Source organism: Amycolatopsis sp. NBC_01286 (assembly GCF_035982555.1).
Classification (GTDB): domain Bacteria; phylum Actinomycetota; class Actinomycetes; order Mycobacteriales; family Pseudonocardiaceae; genus Amycolatopsis.
In genome coordinates, this window is the sequence record NZ_CP108428.1 from 3,097,496 (window position 1) to 3,113,768 (window position 16,273).

Genomic DNA, 16,273 nt, shown 5'->3' on the forward strand with positions numbered 1-16,273 from the left:
ATGACTCTGGCACGCATCGGCGTGATCGGCCTCGGGATGATGGGCGGGGGCATGGCCCGGGCCCTGCTCGCCGCCGGGTTCGAGGTCACCGCCTACAACCGGACCGCGGCGAAGGCCGCCCCGCTCGCGGCGGCGGGGGCGCGGATCGCCGCGTCCCCGGCGGAAGCCGCGGCGGACGTGGACGTCGTGCTGCTCAGCCTGGCCGACGAAGCCGCCGTCACGCAGGTCGTGTTCGACGGCCTCGCGACCCAGCTGCGGCCCGGACTGACCATTGTGGACACTTCGACGGTGTCGCCCGCCTTCGCCGAGGAGATCACCGAGCGGCTCGACGCGCTCGGCGTGCGGCGGGTCGAGGCGTGCGTCATCGGGAACCCGAAGATGGCCGCGACCGGTGAGCTGAGGGTGTTCGTGGCCGGCGAACGCGCGTGGGCGGACGACGTGTCCGGCGTGCTGTCCGCGCTCGGCCGGGACGTCCGCTACCTCGGCGGGCCCGGCAGCGCGGGTGTGCTGAAGCTGGCGTTCAACCTGCTGCTCGGCGTGCAGACGGCCGGGCTGGCCGAGGCGGTCGCGCTCGCCGAGTCGATGGGAATGGAACGCGACCTGCTGCTGGACGCGTTCGACAACAGCGGCTGGCGTTCGCCGGTGCTGGCGTTCCGCGCGGACTTCATGCGGCGCCGCTCCTACCGCCCGGCCGCGTTCCGGACGACGTTGATGCACAAGGACCTCCGGCTCGCGACGGCCGAGGCGGAGCGGCACGGCGCCGCGCTGCCGCTGACGTCGAAAGCGGCCGAGCGGTTCGAGGAACTGCTCGACGCGGGCCGCGGTGACGACGACGCGGCCGCGGTCGTCGAGCTGTCCCGGGCGGCTGTCCGGCCATGATCACGTGGCTGCTGTCCGTCGCGGTGCTGGCCGGCAGCGGTGTCGTGGCCGGGGTGCTGTTCGCGGTGGCGCTGAGCGTGCTGCCCGCCCTGATCACGATGCCCGCCGACCGGTACGTCTACGCGCACCAGCTGATCGGCGAGCGGTGGGACCCGACGATGCCGATCATCGTGCTTTCCTCGACGGTGATCGACGTCGTCCTGGTGTTCACGGCCGATTCCGGGAACGGGTTGTTCGCGGTCGCCGCGGTGCTTTTGCTGGCGGTTTCGATCGTCTCGCACTTCTGCAACGTGCCGATCAACCGCGTCGTCAAATCTCTCGACCCGGAAAGCATTCCGCCGGACTGGCGCGACCCGCGTCCGTTGTGGCGCCGCTTCCACCTGCTGCGGACAGCGTTGGCGCTGGTCGCGGTCGTCGTCAACGCGGTCGCATTGGTTCCGGCCTGACGCTCGGTGCAAGTTGTCGTGAGTGTTTAGGGCGGTTCTAACCGCCCTAAACACTCACGACAAGCTGCGGCAGACCGCGAAGCTTCGAGTCCCGTCCTAGGTGGGTTGTAGGGGTGGTCCGCATTCTGGATCGCGTGAGCAGGAAAGCGTTTGCCGTTATCCGTCTCGGATTCTTTTCGCGTGGAGGGCATCGATGAGCACGGTCGTCACCGGGATCGGCGTGGTCGCGCCGACCGGGATCGGCGCCACGGCGCACTGGGAGGCGGTCCTGGCGGGCAAGTCGGGCATCGCCCGCATCGACCGCTTCGACGCCTCCGGCTACCCGGTCCGGCACGCCGGCCAGGTGCCCGGGTTCTCCGCGAGGGAGCGGATTCCCGGCCGGCTGATCCCGCAGACCGACCACTGGACGCACCTCGGCCTCGCCGCCGCGGCCGACGCGCTGGCCGACGCCGCGCTCGACCCGGCGGGCGTGCCCGAGTTCGAGATGGCCGTCGTCACCTCGAGCTCGTCCGGCGGCACCGAGTTCGGGCAGCACGAGATGGAGCGGCTGTACCAGAACGGGCCGTCGTGGGTGGGCGCGTACCAGTCCATCGCCTGGTTCTACGCCGCGACCACCGGCCAGATCTCGATCCGGCACGGGATGCGCGGCCCGTGCGGCGTGCTGGCCTGCGAACAGGCGGGCGGGCTCGACGTCCTCGGTCAGGCGCGGCGGCTGATCCGCGGCGGCTCGCGGGTCGTCGTCAGCGGCGGCACCGACGCGTCGCTGTGCCCGTACGGCCTCGTGGCCCAGCTGTCCGCCGGCGGCTTGTCCACAGTGGACGACCCGGCCCGCGCGTACCTCCCCTTCGACGTCGAGGCGTCCGGGCACCTGCCCGGCGAGGGTGGCGCGATCCTGATCGCGGAGAGCGCCGAAAGCGCCCGCGAACGGGGCGTCGAGGCGTACGGTGTCATCGCCGGGTACGCGGCCGGGTTCGACCCGCCGCCCGGCTCCGACCGGCCGCCGGTGCTCCGGCGCACCATCGCGCGGGCCCTGGCCGACGCCGGCGTCACACCGTCCGAAGTGGACGTCGTGTTCGCCGACGCGTCCGGCGTGCCGGCCGCCGACCTGATCGAGGCTCGAGCCCTCGTCGAGACGTTCGGACCAGGGTCGGTACCGGTCACCGCGCCGAAGACGCTGACCGGCCGGCTCTACGGCGGCGGCGCCGCGCTCGACGTCGCGACCGCGCTGCTCGCGATGCGGGCCGGGATCGTCCCGCACACCGTCGGCCCGGAGCGGCTCGCCCCGGGCTGCGACCTCGACCTGGTGACCCGGCCGCGTGACGCCGACCTGCGCACCGCGCTCGTACTGGCCCGCGGTCACGGCGGCTTCACCGCCGCACTCGTCTTGCGCCGCCCGTAGCACCGAAGAACGGAGAAACCCATGAGCGAGTTCACCCTGCTGGAGCTCAAGGAGATCATGACGACCAGCGCCGGCGTCGACGAGGGCGTCGAACTGGACGGCGACATCGCCGGCGTCGAGTTCGCGGACCTCGGTTACGACTCCCTGGCCATGCTGGAGCTGCGCAGCCAGGTCGAGCGCCGCTACGGCGTGAGCCTGCCGGACGACGCCGTCTCGGAGACGACCACGCCCGGCGACGCCGTCGCGTTCGTCAACGACCTGCTCTCGAAGGCGGCCGTCTGAGATGGCCGGGCACACCGACAACGAGATCGTCATCGACGCGCCGCTCGAGCTCGTCTGGGCGATGACCAACGACATCCCGACGTGGACGACGTTGTTCAGCGAGTACTCCGAGGCGACCGTGCTGTCCGAAAAGGACGGCACGATCCGCTTCCGCCTCGCGCTGCACCCGGACGAGAACGGCAAGGTCTGGTGCTGGGTGTCCGCGCGGACGCCGGACGAGGCCACGCACACCGTGCGCTCGCAGCGCGTCGAAACCGGCCCGTTCAAGTACATGTGGATCTACTGGGAGTACTTCGCGGTCCCCGAAGGCACCCGCATGCGCTGGGTGCAGGACTTCGAGATGAAGCCGCAGGCGCCGGTCGGCGACCAGGCGATGCAGGACCGGCTCAACACCAACACGCCGATCCAGATGCGGCTGATCAAGGACAAGGTCGAGGCGGCGGCGCGGGCCGTCGTCTGAAGCGAGCAGTGAAGGAGGTGTGCGGTGCTGCAGGTGCTCGTCCCGCTCGTGATCCTGGCCAACGGCCTCGCCGCGGGGGTCCTGATGGGAACCCAGCTCGGGGGCTGGCCGCTGCTGCAGAGCCTGCCGGCGGAGGAGTACGTGCACGCGCACGCCTTCTTCGCCACGCGCTACGACCCGTTCATGCCGGTCTGCCTGATCGTGACCGTGCTCGGCGACGTCACGCTCGCGCTGGTCGCGGACGCGGCGGGCACCCGGCCGCTGTTCCTGGCCGCGACCGTGCTCGCGCTGGCCACGATCACCATCTCCCTGCTCAAGAACGTCCCGGTCAACAAGTGGGTGCGGGCCCTCGACCCGGACGACCTGCCCGCCGACTTCGCCGGCCGCGACCCGCGGCCGGCGTGGGGCCGGTGGAACCGGACGCGCACCGCGCTGTCGGTGCTCGCCCTGCTCGCCAACTGCCTCGCGCTCGGCCTGTCGCTGTGAGCCGCGACGCCCACGTCACCAGAACACGGAGGACCTGATGAATCTCGGTTTGGCAGGCAAGAAGGCACTCGTGACCGGCGGGACGCGCGGGGTCGGCCGCGGCGTCGTGCTCGCGCTGGCACGCCAGGGCGTCGACGTCGTCACGTGCTACCGGCAGGAGGGCGAAGCCGCCCTTTCGCTGGAGCGCGAGCTGAAGGAGATCGGCGGCAACCACCACGTCGTGCGCGCCGACCTGGCCGACCCGGCGCAGATCACCGAGCTGCTCGGTGAGTGCCGGACGCGCTTCGGGCAGCTCGACGTCATCGTCAACAACGCCGCGATCATCAACCACGTGCCGTACGAAAAGCTGTCGCTCGAGGACTGGCAGCGGACGCTCGACACCAACGTCACGGCCGTGCACCTGGTCATCCAGGGCGCGCTTCCCTTGCTGCACGAGGGAAGTTCGGTGATGAGCATGAGTTCGAAGTCGATCGAGGTCGGCATCCCGCTGCGGGCGCACTACACCACCACCAAAGCGGCGTTGCACGGACTCCACAGGTCGGTTGCTCGTGAACTGGGTTCACGAGGTATCCGCTTCAACATCCTGTCCCTCGGCATGATCCACACCGAGGCCATCGACGCGATGCCGGAAGAGCAGCGCGCGCTGATGATCCAGCGCTACAGCGACAAGACGGCGCTCGGCCGCCTCGGCACGCCCGACGAGGTCGCCGGCGCGGTGTCCTGGCTCAGCAGTGACTACGCGCGGTACGTCACCGGCTCGGTCGTCTCGGTCGACGGCGGGATCGCCTGATGGCCGCCGCGTTCCGCGTCATGCTGCGGATGGAGATCAAGCCCGGCCTCGGCGGCGAGTTCGAGCGCGTCTGGGCGGAGATCGGCGACTCGGTGACGTCGCACCCGGCGAACCTCGGGCAGTGGCTGTCGCGGTCGGACGAGGACGGCGTCTACTACATCGTCAGCGACTGGGTCGACGAGCCGCGCTTCCGCGAGTTCGAGACCAGCGAGCGGCACCTGGAGCACCGGCAGAAGCTGCACCCGTTCCGCTCGGGCGGCTCGATGACGACCATGCACGTCGTCGCCCACCTGGCCGGCAGTGCCGAAGCCGGCCGAGCGCACGCGGACTGGGCGGTGGCCCGGTGACCGACGGCGGCGTGCGCGTCCTGCTCTACCACGTGACCGACGACGCCGCCGGCATCGAAGCGGCCTACCACGAGGCCGGCGACCGGCTGGCGGGCACGCCCGGCCTGCTGGGCAACGAGCTGCTGCGCTCGGTCCACGCCGGGAACGGCTTCGTGGTGGTCAGCTCCTGGGCCGACCTGGCCGCGTTCGACGCCTGGGAGCAGGGCGCCGGGCACAAGGACCAGACGGCGCCGCTGCGGCCCTACCGCGATCTGTCGCTGGCGCGGCCGTTCGCCGTCTACCGGGTCGCCGCGACCCGCTCGGGACCGGACGCGCCGTGAACCCCGAGTTCACGGCGGAACCGCGGTGGCGGACGGCGGGCCGGGCCGTGCTCGGCGTGCTGATCGAGTGCGGCGGCGCGCTGGCCGGGCAGCCGCCGTTCAGCCCGGCCCCTGACTCCGGCTTTCAAACCGAGGAACACCATTCTGAGACGCAAGAGGGAGACGGTGCGTCATGACGACTTCGGTGACGAACCGCCCGCCGGACACGGCCGGGCCGGTGGAGGAGGAGTGGCTGTCCTGTCCGGACTGCCGCTCGCTGCTCTACCGCAAGCGCCTCGAGCGCGGCGCCAAGGTCTGCTACGAGTGCGGCCGGTACTTCCGGCTGACCGCGGCCGAACGGCTCGACCTGCTGCTCGACCCCGGGTCGGCCGAGCTGGTCGAGCCCGCCGCGACCGTGCACGACCCGCTGGAATTCACCGACCTGCAGCCCTACGAGCGCCGGCTGGCCAAGGCGCGGGAGAACAGCGGGACGTCGGACGCGGTGCTCGTCGCCCGCGGGGCCATCCGGGGCGCGCCCGTGGTCGTCGCGGTGATGGACTTCGGGTTCCTGGGCGGCAGCCTCGGCACGGCCGCGGGCGAGGCGATCACGACGGCCGCCGAGACGGCGCTCGCCGACCGCGTCCCGCTGCTGGTCGTCACCGCGTCGGGCGGCGCCCGGATGCAGGAAGGCGTGCTCTCGCTGGTGCAGATGGCCAAGACCAGCAACGCGATGGCCGCGCTGGACGAGGCCGGGCTGCTGACCGTCACGCTCGTCACCGACCCGACGTTCGGCGGGGTCGCCGCGTCGTTCGCGACGCTCGCCGACGTGATCGTCGCGGAACCGGGCGCCCGCATGGGGTTCGCCGGCCCGCGCGTCATCGAGCAGACGATCCGGCAGCGGCTGCCGGAAGGCTTCCAGTCCTCGGAGTTCCTGCTGGAGCACGGGCTCGTGGACGACGTCCGCGCCCGCGCCGAGCTGCCGTTCGTGCTGGCGGCGCTGTTCACCGCGACCCGGCCGGTCGACCCGGACTGGGGCGAGAGCGACACCGACCCGGTGATCCGGGACGTCGTCGCGCTGGAGCGCCGCGACATCCGGCAGACCGTCGAGCTCGCCCGGCACCCCGACCGGCCGACCACCCTCGACCACGCCGTCTCCTGGCTCGACGGGTTCGTCGAGCTGCACGGCGACCGCGCGGGCGAGGACTGCCCGGCCATCGTCGGCGGCCTCGCCGCCATCGACGGGCTGCCGGTGATGCTGATCGGCCACCAGAAGGGCCACGCGACCGACGAACTGGTGCGCCGCAACTTCGGCATGCCCTCGCCCGCGGGTTACCGCAAGGCCGCCCGGCTGATGCGGCTGGCGGGCAAGCTCGGCGTGCCGGTGGTGACCCTGATCGACACCCCGGGCGCGCACCCCGGCCTCGACGCCGAACGCGCCGGGCAGGCCGGCGCGATCGCGGAGTGCCTGCGGGTGCTCGGCGGGCTGCGGGTGCCGGTGGTCAGCGTCGTCACCGGGGAGGGCGGCAGCGGTGGCGCGCTCGCGCTGGCCGTCGGCGATCAGGTGCTGCTGTGCGAAAACGCGACCTACTCGGTGATCAGCCCCGAAGGCTGCGCCGCGATCCTGTGGCGCGATCCGGCGGCGGCCGGCGTCGCCGCGGAGGCGTTGCGGGTGGACGCCAGGTCGTTGCTGGAACTGGGTGTCATCGACGGGGTGGTGCCCGAGCCACCCGGTGGGGCGCACCGCGACCCGGCGCGCGCGGGACTGCTCGTGCGCGACGCCGTCGTGTGCGCGTTGCGGGAGCTGCGCGGCCGGGACGGCGCCGGCCTGGCCGCGGCCCGGCGGGCCAAGTTCCGCCGGTTCGGGACCCTTGAAGCGGCGCGGGAACGGAGCTGAGTGATGACCAGGACCTATCCCGAGATCACGACCGACGAGGACTCGGTGCTGCCGGCCTCGACGTTCGGCGGGCTCGACGCGGAGGACGCCATGGCGATCCTCGGCCGCAGCCTCGCCGACGCCGTCCGCGCGGCGCCGGAGCCGCCGAGCCGGGCCGTGGTGCGGTTCGGCTGCGCCAGCATCGAGGTCGAGTGGCCAGTGGGGGTGCGCGTCACCGACGGCGTCGCCGTCGTGGCCCGGCCCGAGGTGACCGACCCGGCCGAGGACCTGGTGGCGGTGGCGGCCCCGGTGGTCGGCACCTTCTACCGGTGCCCCGAGCCGGGTGCGCGGCCGTTCGTCGAGGTCGGTGACGAGATCGAGGTCGGCACGCAGGTGGGCATCGTCGAGGCGATGAAGCTGATGAACCCGATCCTCGCCGAGGAGGCCGGCGTCGTCGCCGAGATCGTCGCGGGTGACGCCGAGTCCGTCGAGTACGGCCAGCCGCTGCTGCTGCTCCGGCCGCGAGCCGAAGGGTGACGCGCGTGACTGCCCAGACGTCGCAGACCGACCCGCCGTTCCGCAAGATCCTCGTCGCCAACCGCGGCGAGATCGCGCTGCGCGTCGTGCGGACCTGCCGCGAGATGGGGATCCGCACGGTCGTCGTGCACTCGACGGCCGACCGCGACTCGGCCGCCGTCCGGCTGGCCGACGAGGCGGTGCAGATCGGGCCCGGGGCGCCGCGCAAGAGCTACCTGTACCCGGCGATGATCATCGAGGCCGCGCTGCGCACCGGCGCGGAGGCGATCCACCCCGGGTACGGGTTCCTGTCGGAGGACCCGGACTTCGCCGAGATCTGCGACAAGAACGGCATCGTGTTCATCGGCCCGCACCCGGACGTCATGGCGCGCCTCGGCGACAAGGCGACCGCGCGCGAGCTGATGGCCGCGGCCGGCCTGCCGGTGGTCCCCGGGTCGGCCGAGGCCATCGGCTCGCCGGCCGAGCTGGTCGAGACGACCAAGCGCGTCGGCCTGCCGGTGATCATCAAGGCGTCCGCGGGCGGCGGTGGCCGCGGCATGGCGGTGGTCCGCGAGTGGGACGAGCTGCTCCCGACGTTCCGCACGACGCGGGCGACCGCGCGCGGCGTGTTCGGCGACGACCGCGTCTACCTCGAGCGGTACTGGGAGAACGCGCGGCACATCGAGGTCCAGGTGCTGGCCGACAACCACGGCACGGTGCTGCACCTGGGCGAACGCGACTGCTCGGTGCAGCGGCGGCACCAGAAGCTGATCGAGGAGAGCCCGGCGCCGCTGCTCCCGCCGGCCTTGCGCGAGCGGCTCACGCAGGCGGCCGTCCGCGGCGCGGCGGCGGTCGGTTACACCGGCGCGGGCACGTTCGAGTTCCTGGTGGACGGCGACGAAGCGGCGTTCATCGAGGTGAACTGCCGGATCCAGGTGGAGCACCCGGTGACGGAGGCGGTCACCGGGATCGACCTGGTCCGCGAGCAGATCCGCGTCGCGGCGGGCCTGCCGCTGTCGGTGACGCAGGACGAGGTGCGGCCCAACGGCGTCGCGATCGAGTGCCGGGTGAACGCCGAGGACCCGCGGCGCGACTTCGCGCCGTGCCCGGGCCTGCTGACGGAGTTCGTCCCGCCGGGCGGCCAGTTCGTCCGGGTGGACACGCACGCGTACGCGGGCTGGCACGTCCCGCCGTACTACGACTCGTTGCTGGCCAAGGTGATCGTCTGGGCCCCGGACCGCGACCAGGCGATCGCCCGCATGCGGCGCGCGCTCGCCGAGTTCCGCATCGCGGGCCCGGGCATCAGCACGACGAGCGACCTGCTGCAGGAGGTACTGGCCGACCCGGTGTTCCGGGCCGGGCAGCACAGCACAGCGTTGCTCCGGAAGTGAGGCGGCGATGCGCACGACGGCACCGGACCCGGGCCGCATCGCGGACCTGGGCGGCCGCTTGGGAACGGCGCTGCGCGAGCGTTTCGACGCGGTGACCCGCGGCTTGGGCTTGACGTTCCGGGAGTACCAGTGCCTGGAAACGCTCCGCGGCGCCGACGGCCCGGTGACCGCGGGGCGCATCGCCCTGGAGACGCACCTCTCGACGGGCGCGGTGACGGGAATGCTGGACCGCCTGGAACGAGCGGGCCACCTCCACCGCCGAAAGGATCGGCTGGACCGCCGCCGCATCCTGGTGGAGTGCACGCCCGCGGGCGCGGCCAGGGTGGCAACAGCGAGGGCGGCGCTGTCCCGCCTGCCGGAGGCGGTGGTGTCGAACTGCACGGTGACGGAACTGCTGGCGGTGGAGCGCTGCTTGACCCTCTGGCTGGCGGCCCTGCCGGACGAGCCCTAGTGCGGTCACTGCTCGACCGGCACGGACGTGGTGGCCGAGCTGCTCACCGGGCTCGGGTGCGGTGTGGTGGCCGGCGCGGCGGGCCCCGCGAGGGCCAGCCCGGCCACGAGGGCGAGGGCGACCAGCAGCACGGCGGCCCGTACCAGCGACGCGAAAGAACAGACGACCATCATGGCAGACTCCTCGAATTTCCCGGACCAGCCGGATTTCGACGATTTCGACGTGAGTGCGAAATCGGGTGACTACATTGATGGTGCGCGTGCGACGTCCGCGGCGACAAGGTGTTTCCCGTTGCCCGGCAAAGACTTCCGAGGTGGACGGCCACAGGGTCCGGGCGGCCGTATCGGCTCGGGGGCTCAGTGCGTCGTCATGGCGACTTCCTCACGACTGGATCGAAGTTTCCTGTCGGTTGATCGGTATCGGCTCCGGTTTCGCTACCCGACGGCGCCGATTCCTCGGCAAGTGTCCTGTTTTTGACGGGTTTCCCTCGCGGGTCCCGGCCGGGTCAACCCTGAGGGGGAGTCCTCTTGCCGGCCGCGCGTCGAGGATCGGGCTCATGACAACAACGCCTCCTCGCTGGGCCGTGGTCGCTGCGCATCTGGTGCCTTTGGTGACCCTGCCGTCCGGGTTGTGGCGGATCGCCTTGGTCGCCGGGGTGCCGCTCGGGCTTCGGGCCGGGGACGCCGATGTCGGCGGGGACGCGGTCTACATCGTCGGGCTCAGTGTGGTTTCCGAGGCGCTCGCGCTGCTGACCCTCGGGCTCGTGCGGCCGTGGGGTGAGCGGGTGCCGCGGTGGGTGCCGCTGCTGGGTGGGCGGCGGGTGGCGCCGTGGGCCGCGATCGGGCCGGCGGCGGCCGGGGCCGTCGCGCTCGCGGTGATCTGGGGCTTCGCCTTCCGGGACTTCCCGGACTTCGGGCTCGTCGCGTTCTCCCACCCGGCCGGGCACGTCCTGCTCGTGGCGTGTTACCTGCCGGTACTGCTGTGGGCGCCGCTGCTGGCCGCGGTGACGTGGAGCTACCACCGGCGGCGCTGCTGACCGGCTCGGGAGCGCCGTCCGTGCCATCATCGGGCATGGCCACCCTTCGCGAAGCCCGCGAGCCGGAGCTCAACAGCGGGATTCTGCCCGGGAACGTGCGCGCCGACGACTGGATCATGCTCATCCTGGCCGCCGGTTCGGTCGGGTTGCTGGGGTTCACGCTCCTCAGCCCGCCCGCGCGCGACGTCGGCCTGGTGCTCTTCTACATCGACTGCGGGATCTGCGCGATCTTCCTCGGCGAGTTCCTGTGGCGGTGGCGCAAACGCAAGTGGGCCAAGAAGTTCCTGGTGCGCAACTGGTACGAGCTGTTCGCCATGATCCCCGTCGCGCACCCGTTCATCGCCGGGCACAAGTTCATCGGCGTCGTGCTGCTGCTGATCCGGATCGGGCGGGCCGCGGACCGGGCCGTCGGCGAGCAGTTCACTTATCGGCTTGTCGACAAACTGTCCGAGCCGATCGTCAAGGCCATCAAGAAGCCGGTGACCATCGCCGTGCTCGACGAGGTCGTCAAGGTCCTCGAGACGGGCAACTACCCCGAGAACCTCGCGAAGTCGCTCGGCGCCAACAAGGACGAGCTGCGCACGATCATCGCCGAGAAGATCGCCGCCGACCCGCAGCTGGGCAAGCTCAAGCGGCTGCCGTTCCACGACGAGATCGTCCGCACGGTCGTCGACACGTCCTTCCGCGTGCTGCTGGAGGTCCTGCTCGACCCGCGGATCGACGACTTCTTCTCCACGGTCGTCCGCGACAACCGCGAGCAGATCCGCCAGGCCGTCCAGCTGGGCCTCAACGACCTGGACGCCGAAGACGACGAGCACTCACTCCCCACGCGCACCCAGCGCGAAGCGGCCCACGAGTACGACACGCTCCACCCCAGGCGCTGACGACGAAGGCCGCCCCACCGGGGTCGGGTCCGGTGAGGCGGCCTTCATTGCGTTACCCGGTTTACGGGTAGCTCACCACGTTGACCGGCACCGTGCCCGTAGGCGTGACACCGCCCGTGTCGTTGATGACGTGCGTGATCGTGCCGCGGTAGTTGAGCGACACCGTCAGCAGGCTGTGGAACTTCACGCCGCTGTTGTTCGGCACCTCGAACGCGTGGTAGCTGGACACCGCCGGGTTCGTGTCGAAGAAGCAGTAACTCCCGAGACCCCAGGCCTCATGGGACGTCACCCCCGCCGCGACCTTGTACGCGGCGTACCCCGCCACACCCGATGGCGCGTTCCACGACGCCTGGTTCGGCACGTCGTAGGGCATCTCGTTCTGGAAGAAGATCGTCTTCCCGCCTTGGCCGTTCCAGATCACCTGGTACTTCTGGTAGTGCTCGACGAACAGGCCGGTCGCCAGCACGTTCGCGCCGTTGACCACCAAGCCCGTCTCGGCCGTGTTCGTGTTCCAGCCGACCGTGCCCGCGTTGCCGTGGTCGGCGCGCCAGGCCCAGATGTGGTCGATGATCGTGTTGGCGCTGTTGACGATCAGGCTGTTGGTCGCCTTGCCGGCGATCGCGCCGCCGATCCGGAAGAACACGTCCTGGACCGTCGTCGGGTTCGCCGCGTGGGACGCCGTCGAGCCGGACTGGCCGACCGTGAGCAGCGCCTGCGAGTTCGTCGTGCCGGCGTCGAACAGCAGGCCCTTGAGCCGCACGCCGTCCACATCGGACACCTGCATCGCGTTGACGCCGTTGTCCGGCACCAGCGTCGGGTAGCCGATGCCGAGGATCGTCGTGCCGGCCTTGGTCACGTTGAGCGTCTGGTTGAGGTGGTAGACGCCCGGCGTGAAGAACAGGTTGCAGCCCGCCGCGAGCGCGTTGTTGATCGACGAGGCCGTGTCGCCGGCCTTGACGACGTAGAACTGGCTCATCGGCGCCGACGTGCCCGGGGTGCTGCCGTTCGCCCAGCTCGGGCCGGACGCGTTGGTGCGCAGCGAAGGCAGGAACACGCGGTACTTGCCGGTGCCGTCGACGTAGAGGTACGGCACGTCGCGGGAGACCGGGGTGGTCGCCAGCGTCGTCTCCGGCGGGTTCGGGAACGTCGTCGCCGGCGCACCGCTGGTGCCGGAGAAGACCATGTTCCAGACGCCGCCGTTCCAGCTGCCGAGCTGCGAGTCGCGGGTGTACCACTGCTGCTGCGAGATCGACGCGGCCTGGCCGGCCACCTTCGTGTCGGCGATGTAGCCGCCGCTCGCGTAGCCGTAGCTCGCCGGGTACAGCTGCAGCCCGCCGCGGACGTCCATCCTGCGGAACGGCGCGGCCTGCGCGACGGCCCAGCGTTCCTGGCCACCGGAGGGGTTGACCGCCATGTTCTCGGCCGAGCGCCAGAAGTTCTGCAGCGCCACGCCGTTGTCGGAGGCGTTGAACGCGTCCACGGTGACGTCACCGTTGATCAGGACGTCGCCGGGGTTCTGGCCGAGGCCGGCCACCGAGGTGTAGAAGCCCACGTTGTCGTGCACGTTGTTGTACGTGCCGGGCTTGAACAGGTGGGCGACGCGCCGGTCCGCGAACTGCGCGGTGAGCGTGTCCTTCTGGTTGTTGAAGTCGGTGTCCAGCTGCGCCTGGATCGTCGCCGCGGACATGCTCGGGTCGAAGATCCGCACGTTGGACCCGAAGTTCGGGGTGTCCGACTGCGTCGGGCAGCCCGCCTGGGTGCCGATCGTGTAGGTCGCGCTCGACACCGCCGACGTCGTCGAACCGGACTTGAGCGCGATCGCGTTGACCGTCCGCGAGCCCGGGACGCTGATCGGCGCCGTGTACTGCGGCGACGACGCGGTGGGCGTCGAACCGTCCACTGTGTACCGGATGGTCGCGCCGGAGGTGGCGCTGCTGATCGTCACCGTCTGGCCCGCCGAGTACGTCCCGCCGGGCGGGCTGAACGTCGGCGCCGCGACGGTCGTCGTGCCGCCGCCACCCACGGTGAAGGTGAAGTGCGGGGTGTCGTACTGCGGCCCGCTCTTCTCGTAGGTGAACCAGTAGTCGAGCGTGTTTCCGCTGCTCAGACCGTTGACGGTGGAGTGCCACGTGCCGGAGGCGTTCGTCATCCGGACGTTCTGCTGCCCGGCGCCCGGCACGCCGGTGTAGTGGACGTCCACGTACACCGCGGGGGTCGTCGGGGTGAAGTTGAGCTGCAGCTGCGTCGAGCTGAGCTGCGTGACGCTCTGCGTGTAGTCGTCCGCGGCCAGTGCGGCCGGGGCGTTCAACCCGGCGCCGAGCAACAGGGTCGACGCCGTGAGGGCGAGCGTCGCGACGGCGCCACGCCGGCGTCGTCGAATCTTTTCCAAAGTCCGGGCCACGCCGTGACACCTCCGCCGTTGGGGATCCACGAGCATTTGTTGCGAGTCACAACAAAGTAGCTCCCGCTCAGCGGTGCTTCGATCACGAATCGATAACAGTTGTCTGGACCAATCATCCAGGTGGGTGAGGCGTTCTGTGATTGATGACCCGATTTGCACAGTAGTGGGCGAATGACTGAACCGAGAAACCTCCGTCGGTCGGGTGACCCCGATCGTGTGACATGCGACGATCCGGTGCCACACCGTGGTCCCCTACCGAGGAGTAGGTATGGCTGAATCATCGCGTGGCAGAACCCTCGTCCGAGCCCTCGTGGCCTTCGTCCTCGTCGCGGCGCCCGTGGTCGCCGCCGTCCCCGCGGTCGCTGCTGAGGCCGCGCCGTTGCCGAGCGGCGGCGTGATCAGCTTCGGCTGCGCCACATCCGGAAAGATGCACTGCCTGGGCAAGGCCATCCGGTCGCCGAAGGGCGCCGGCCCGCTGCTGACGTCGACGCCGGTCGGCTACGGCCCGGCCGAGATCCAGGCCGCGTACAACCTCGGCGGGCTGCACGCGAACGGCCGCACAGTGGCCATTGTGGACGCCATGGACGCGCCGACCGCGGAGGCCGATCTCGCGAAGTTCCGTGCGGCGCGCGGACTTCCGCCGTGCACGTCCGCCAATGGCTGTTTCAAGAAGGTCAACCAGAACGGCGCCACGAGCCCGTTGCCGGCGGGCGACTACGGCTGGGCTGAAGAGATCAGCCTCGACCTCGACGCCGTGTCCGCGACCTGCCCGGACTGCCACATCCTGTTGGTGGAAGCCAGTTCCGCGGACACCGACCCGCTGATGACGGCGGTCGACACGGCCGCGGCGACACCCGGCGTGGTGGCCATCTCCAACAGCTACGGCGGCACCGAGGACTCGACGATCCTCGCCGCCGACGCGCACCTGAACCACCCGGGCATCGCGGTGACGGCGTCGTCGGGCGACTCCGGTTACGGCGTGAGCTGGCCGGCGTCCTCGCCGTACGTCACGGCGGTCGGCGGCACGACGCTGAAGAAGGCCGCGGGCACCACGCGCGGCTGGTCGGAGACGACGTGGTCCGGCAGCGGCAGCGGGTGTTCGGCGCTGGAGGCCAAGCCGTCGTGGCAGCACGACACGGGCTGCGCCAAGCGGACCGTCGCCGACGTCTCCGCGGTCGCGGACCCGGCCACCGGGCTCGGCGTCTACGACACGTACAACAGCTGCGGCAGCTCGTCGTTCTGCGACCTGCTGCTGGCGCTGGGCCTGGCCCAGGGCGCGGACGGCTGGGTCCAGGTCGGCGGCACGAGCCTGTCGTCGCCGGTGATCGCGAGCGTGTACGCGCTGGCGGGCACCGCGGTGACGTCGGGGTCGTACCCGTACGCCCACGCGGGCAGCCTGAACGACGTCACGTCGGGGTCGAACGGCAGCTGCGGCGGCACGTACCTCTGCACTGCGGGCACGGGTTACGACGGCCCGACCGGCCTGGGCACCCCGAACGGCACCGGCGGCTTCTGACGCATCTTCCCACCGACGAGTCCGCTGTGGACGATTTGGCCGGTTCGTCCACAGCGGACTCTTCGCGGCCGATCTTCCACGGACGGGTGACGTTCGTGCTGCGCATTTTCGCGGATCCCGGGGCGGGGTGAGGATGACTTCATGCTGGACACCGACGTGCTGTCGACGACACGGCCGCGGGCGCTGGGCATCGACACGCCGCTCGGCGCCGTGCGGTTCGCCGTGCGTGTCGGCGGGTGGGACGTGCCGGCGCGGCCGGAGCTGACCTGGGGCCTGGACTCCGGCGCGTGGCTGTGCCGGTGGCGGCACCGGTCCGTGCGGCTCGACGTGCTGTCCGGGCCGAGCGCGCCGCACCTGCCCGACGGCTACCCCGCCGTCACCCGGCAGACCACCATCTTCCGCGTGCTGGCGCGGGAACCGCTGAGCGAGTTCGCCGTCCAGGCCGAGCTGATCGGTGCAGCAGACGTGAGTCCCGCCGATGCCGGTTTCACGGCCGAGAGCGCCGACGCCGTGGTCACCGTCGGCGGCCCCGGCGTCGAGGTGCTGCGCGGGTGCGCGCGGGCCGGGCAGCACGTGCCGCCGTACTGGGCCGGGTCGCTCACCGAGGACACCGTGGAGCGGGAGGGCGCGCGGCTCACCTGGCAGCTCCCGGCCGTCGACCGCGGCGACTACGCCGACCTGTGGGTGTCGGCCGCGTGGAGCGCGCCGAGCGAGCACCCCGGCACGTGCCGCGCGGTGGACGTCGATCCGGCGCGGGTGCTGCGGGACCTCACGCACTGAGCTGTCACATCTCGCGCACGGGATCCGTCAAGGTGGT

The 16,273-nt window shown here is 71.3% G+C and carries 19 protein-coding genes; 17 read left to right on the forward strand and 2 right to left on the reverse strand.

The annotated features are described in order from the left end of the window. The 13 genes from OG570_RS15070 (at window position 1) to OG570_RS15130 (ending at window position 9,619) form a co-directional block, all read left to right on the forward strand. Window positions 1–879, forward strand: coding sequence for an NAD(P)-dependent oxidoreductase (locus OG570_RS15070; protein WP_326957054.1), 879 nt, complete (start codon window positions 1–3; stop codon window positions 877–879). Then, window positions 876–1,325 (forward strand): DUF1772 domain-containing protein, encoded by a 450-nt coding sequence (locus OG570_RS15075; RefSeq protein WP_326957056.1) that lies wholly within the window; start codon window positions 876–878, stop codon window positions 1,323–1,325. The genes OG570_RS15070 and OG570_RS15075 overlap by 4 nt, the downstream gene beginning before the upstream one ends. Window positions 1,326–1,518: 193 nt before the next feature. Beyond that, window positions 1,519–2,724 carry a ketosynthase chain-length factor gene (locus OG570_RS15080; RefSeq protein WP_326957058.1) on the forward strand — a complete coding sequence of 402 codons (1,206 nt, stop codon included), beginning with the start codon at window positions 1,519–1,521 and terminating at the stop codon, window positions 2,722–2,724. Between the two features lie 21 nt (window positions 2,725–2,745). Continuing rightward, window positions 2,746–3,006, forward strand: a complete 261-nt coding sequence (locus OG570_RS15085; protein WP_247058700.1) for an acyl carrier protein — start codon at window positions 2,746–2,748, stop codon at window positions 3,004–3,006. Between the two features lies 1 nt (window position 3,007). Next, window positions 3,008–3,466 carry an SRPBCC family protein gene (locus tag OG570_RS15090; RefSeq protein WP_326957060.1) on the forward strand — a complete coding sequence of 153 codons (459 nt, stop codon included), beginning with the start codon at window positions 3,008–3,010 and terminating at the stop codon, window positions 3,464–3,466. A gap of 24 nt (window positions 3,467–3,490) precedes the next feature. Further along, complete coding sequence (locus OG570_RS15095) at window positions 3,491–3,952, forward strand: DUF1772 domain-containing protein (RefSeq protein ID WP_326957062.1); 462 nt, start codon at window positions 3,491–3,493, stop codon at window positions 3,950–3,952. Window positions 3,953–3,989: 37 nt separating this feature from the next. Continuing rightward, window positions 3,990–4,742 (forward strand): SDR family NAD(P)-dependent oxidoreductase, encoded by a 753-nt coding sequence (locus tag OG570_RS15100; RefSeq protein WP_326944844.1) that lies wholly within the window; start codon window positions 3,990–3,992, stop codon window positions 4,740–4,742. Beyond that, window positions 4,742–5,089, forward strand: coding sequence for an antibiotic biosynthesis monooxygenase family protein (locus tag OG570_RS15105; protein ID WP_326957065.1), 348 nt, complete (start codon window positions 4,742–4,744; stop codon window positions 5,087–5,089). The genes OG570_RS15100 and OG570_RS15105 overlap by 1 nt, the downstream gene beginning before the upstream one ends. Next, complete coding sequence (locus tag OG570_RS15110; protein ID WP_326957067.1) at window positions 5,086–5,409, forward strand: antibiotic biosynthesis monooxygenase family protein; 324 nt, start codon at window positions 5,086–5,088, stop codon at window positions 5,407–5,409. Before OG570_RS15105 ends, OG570_RS15110 begins: the two co-directional genes overlap by 4 nt. Window positions 5,410–5,581: 172 nt before the next feature. Next, window positions 5,582–7,282: an acetyl-CoA carboxylase carboxyl transferase subunit alpha gene (gene accA, locus OG570_RS15115; RefSeq protein ID WP_326957069.1), complete on the forward strand. Its 1,701-nt coding sequence runs from the start codon at window positions 5,582–5,584 to the stop codon at window positions 7,280–7,282. 3 nt (window positions 7,283–7,285) lie between these two features. Next, complete coding sequence (locus OG570_RS15120; protein ID WP_247058692.1) at window positions 7,286–7,798, forward strand: acetyl-CoA carboxylase biotin carboxyl carrier protein; 513 nt, start codon at window positions 7,286–7,288, stop codon at window positions 7,796–7,798. Window positions 7,799–7,803: 5 nt separating this feature from the next. After that, window positions 7,804–9,168 (forward strand): acetyl-CoA carboxylase biotin carboxylase subunit, encoded by a 1,365-nt coding sequence (locus OG570_RS15125; protein ID WP_326957072.1) that lies wholly within the window; start codon window positions 7,804–7,806, stop codon window positions 9,166–9,168. Window positions 9,169–9,175: 7 nt separating this feature from the next. After that, complete coding sequence (locus OG570_RS15130; protein ID WP_326957074.1) at window positions 9,176–9,619, forward strand: MarR family winged helix-turn-helix transcriptional regulator; 444 nt, start codon at window positions 9,176–9,178, stop codon at window positions 9,617–9,619. Window positions 9,620–9,624: 5 nt separating this feature from the next. On the opposite strand, the gene OG570_RS15135 is transcribed toward OG570_RS15130, so the two are convergent. Continuing rightward, a complete protein-coding gene (locus OG570_RS15135; RefSeq protein ID WP_326957076.1) occupies window positions 9,625–9,792 on the reverse strand; it encodes a hypothetical protein in 168 nt (55 codons plus the stop codon). A gap of 437 nt (window positions 9,793–10,229) precedes the next feature. On the opposite strand from OG570_RS15135, the gene OG570_RS15140 reads away from it, so the two are divergent. Then, a complete protein-coding gene (locus OG570_RS15140; protein WP_326944822.1) occupies window positions 10,230–10,655 on the forward strand; it encodes a hypothetical protein in 426 nt (141 codons plus the stop codon). 35 nt (window positions 10,656–10,690) lie between these two features. Further along, entirely contained in the window at window positions 10,691–11,539 is an 849-nt protein-coding gene (locus tag OG570_RS15145) for an ion transporter (protein ID WP_326957078.1), read from the forward strand. Window positions 11,540–11,600: 61 nt separating this feature from the next. On the opposite strand, the gene OG570_RS15150 is transcribed toward OG570_RS15145, so the two are convergent. Further along, the gene (locus OG570_RS15150) at window positions 11,601–13,940 is read right to left on the reverse strand and encodes a chitobiase/beta-hexosaminidase C-terminal domain-containing protein (protein WP_326944820.1); all 2,340 of its coding nucleotides are present in this window, start codon (window positions 13,938–13,940) and stop codon (window positions 11,601–11,603) included. Between the two features lie 268 nt (window positions 13,941–14,208). Here OG570_RS15150 and OG570_RS15155 point away from each other — a divergent pair, with 268 nt between their 5' ends. Together OG570_RS15155 and OG570_RS15160 are read left to right on the forward strand one after the other, a co-directional pair. Further along, window positions 14,209–15,456, forward strand: coding sequence for a S53 family peptidase (locus OG570_RS15155; RefSeq protein ID WP_326957080.1), 1,248 nt, complete (start codon window positions 14,209–14,211; stop codon window positions 15,454–15,456). A gap of 141 nt (window positions 15,457–15,597) precedes the next feature. After that, window positions 15,598–16,236: a hypothetical protein gene (locus tag OG570_RS15160; RefSeq protein ID WP_326957082.1), complete on the forward strand. Its 639-nt coding sequence runs from the start codon at window positions 15,598–15,600 to the stop codon at window positions 16,234–16,236. The last annotated feature ends 37 nt before the right edge of the window (window positions 16,237–16,273 follow it).

Excerpts from the sequence above, each read along its gene's own strand:
- OG570_RS15135 (WP_326957076.1), bottom strand. The coding sequence starts at position 9,792 with ATGATGGTCGTCTGTTCTTTCGCGTCGCTGGTACGGGCCGCCGTGCTG.
- OG570_RS15070 (WP_326957054.1), top strand. The coding sequence starts at position 1 with ATGACTCTGGCACGCATCGGCGTGATCGGCCTCGGGATGATGGGCGGG.
- OG570_RS15080 (WP_326957058.1), top strand. The coding sequence starts at position 1,519 with ATGAGCACGGTCGTCACCGGGATCGGCGTGGTCGCGCCGACCGGGATC.
- OG570_RS15075 (WP_326957056.1), top strand. The coding sequence starts at position 876 with ATGATCACGTGGCTGCTGTCCGTCGCGGTGCTGGCCGGCAGCGGTGTC.
- OG570_RS15120 (WP_247058692.1), top strand. The coding sequence starts at position 7,286 with ATGACCAGGACCTATCCCGAGATCACGACCGACGAGGACTCGGTGCTG.
- OG570_RS15160 (WP_326957082.1), top strand. The coding sequence starts at position 15,598 with ATGCTGGACACCGACGTGCTGTCGACGACACGGCCGCGGGCGCTGGGC.
- OG570_RS15085 (WP_247058700.1), top strand. The coding sequence starts at position 2,746 with ATGAGCGAGTTCACCCTGCTGGAGCTCAAGGAGATCATGACGACCAGC.
- OG570_RS15155 (WP_326957080.1), top strand. The coding sequence starts at position 14,209 with ATGGCTGAATCATCGCGTGGCAGAACCCTCGTCCGAGCCCTCGTGGCC.
- OG570_RS15100 (WP_326944844.1), top strand. The coding sequence starts at position 3,990 with ATGAATCTCGGTTTGGCAGGCAAGAAGGCACTCGTGACCGGCGGGACG.
- OG570_RS15145 (WP_326957078.1), top strand. The coding sequence starts at position 10,691 with ATGGCCACCCTTCGCGAAGCCCGCGAGCCGGAGCTCAACAGCGGGATT.
- OG570_RS15090 (WP_326957060.1), top strand. The coding sequence starts at position 3,008 with ATGGCCGGGCACACCGACAACGAGATCGTCATCGACGCGCCGCTCGAG.
- accA (WP_326957069.1), top strand. The coding sequence starts at position 5,582 with ATGACGACTTCGGTGACGAACCGCCCGCCGGACACGGCCGGGCCGGTG.
- OG570_RS15105 (WP_326957065.1), top strand. The coding sequence starts at position 4,742 with ATGGCCGCCGCGTTCCGCGTCATGCTGCGGATGGAGATCAAGCCCGGC.
- OG570_RS15130 (WP_326957074.1), top strand. The coding sequence starts at position 9,176 with ATGCGCACGACGGCACCGGACCCGGGCCGCATCGCGGACCTGGGCGGC.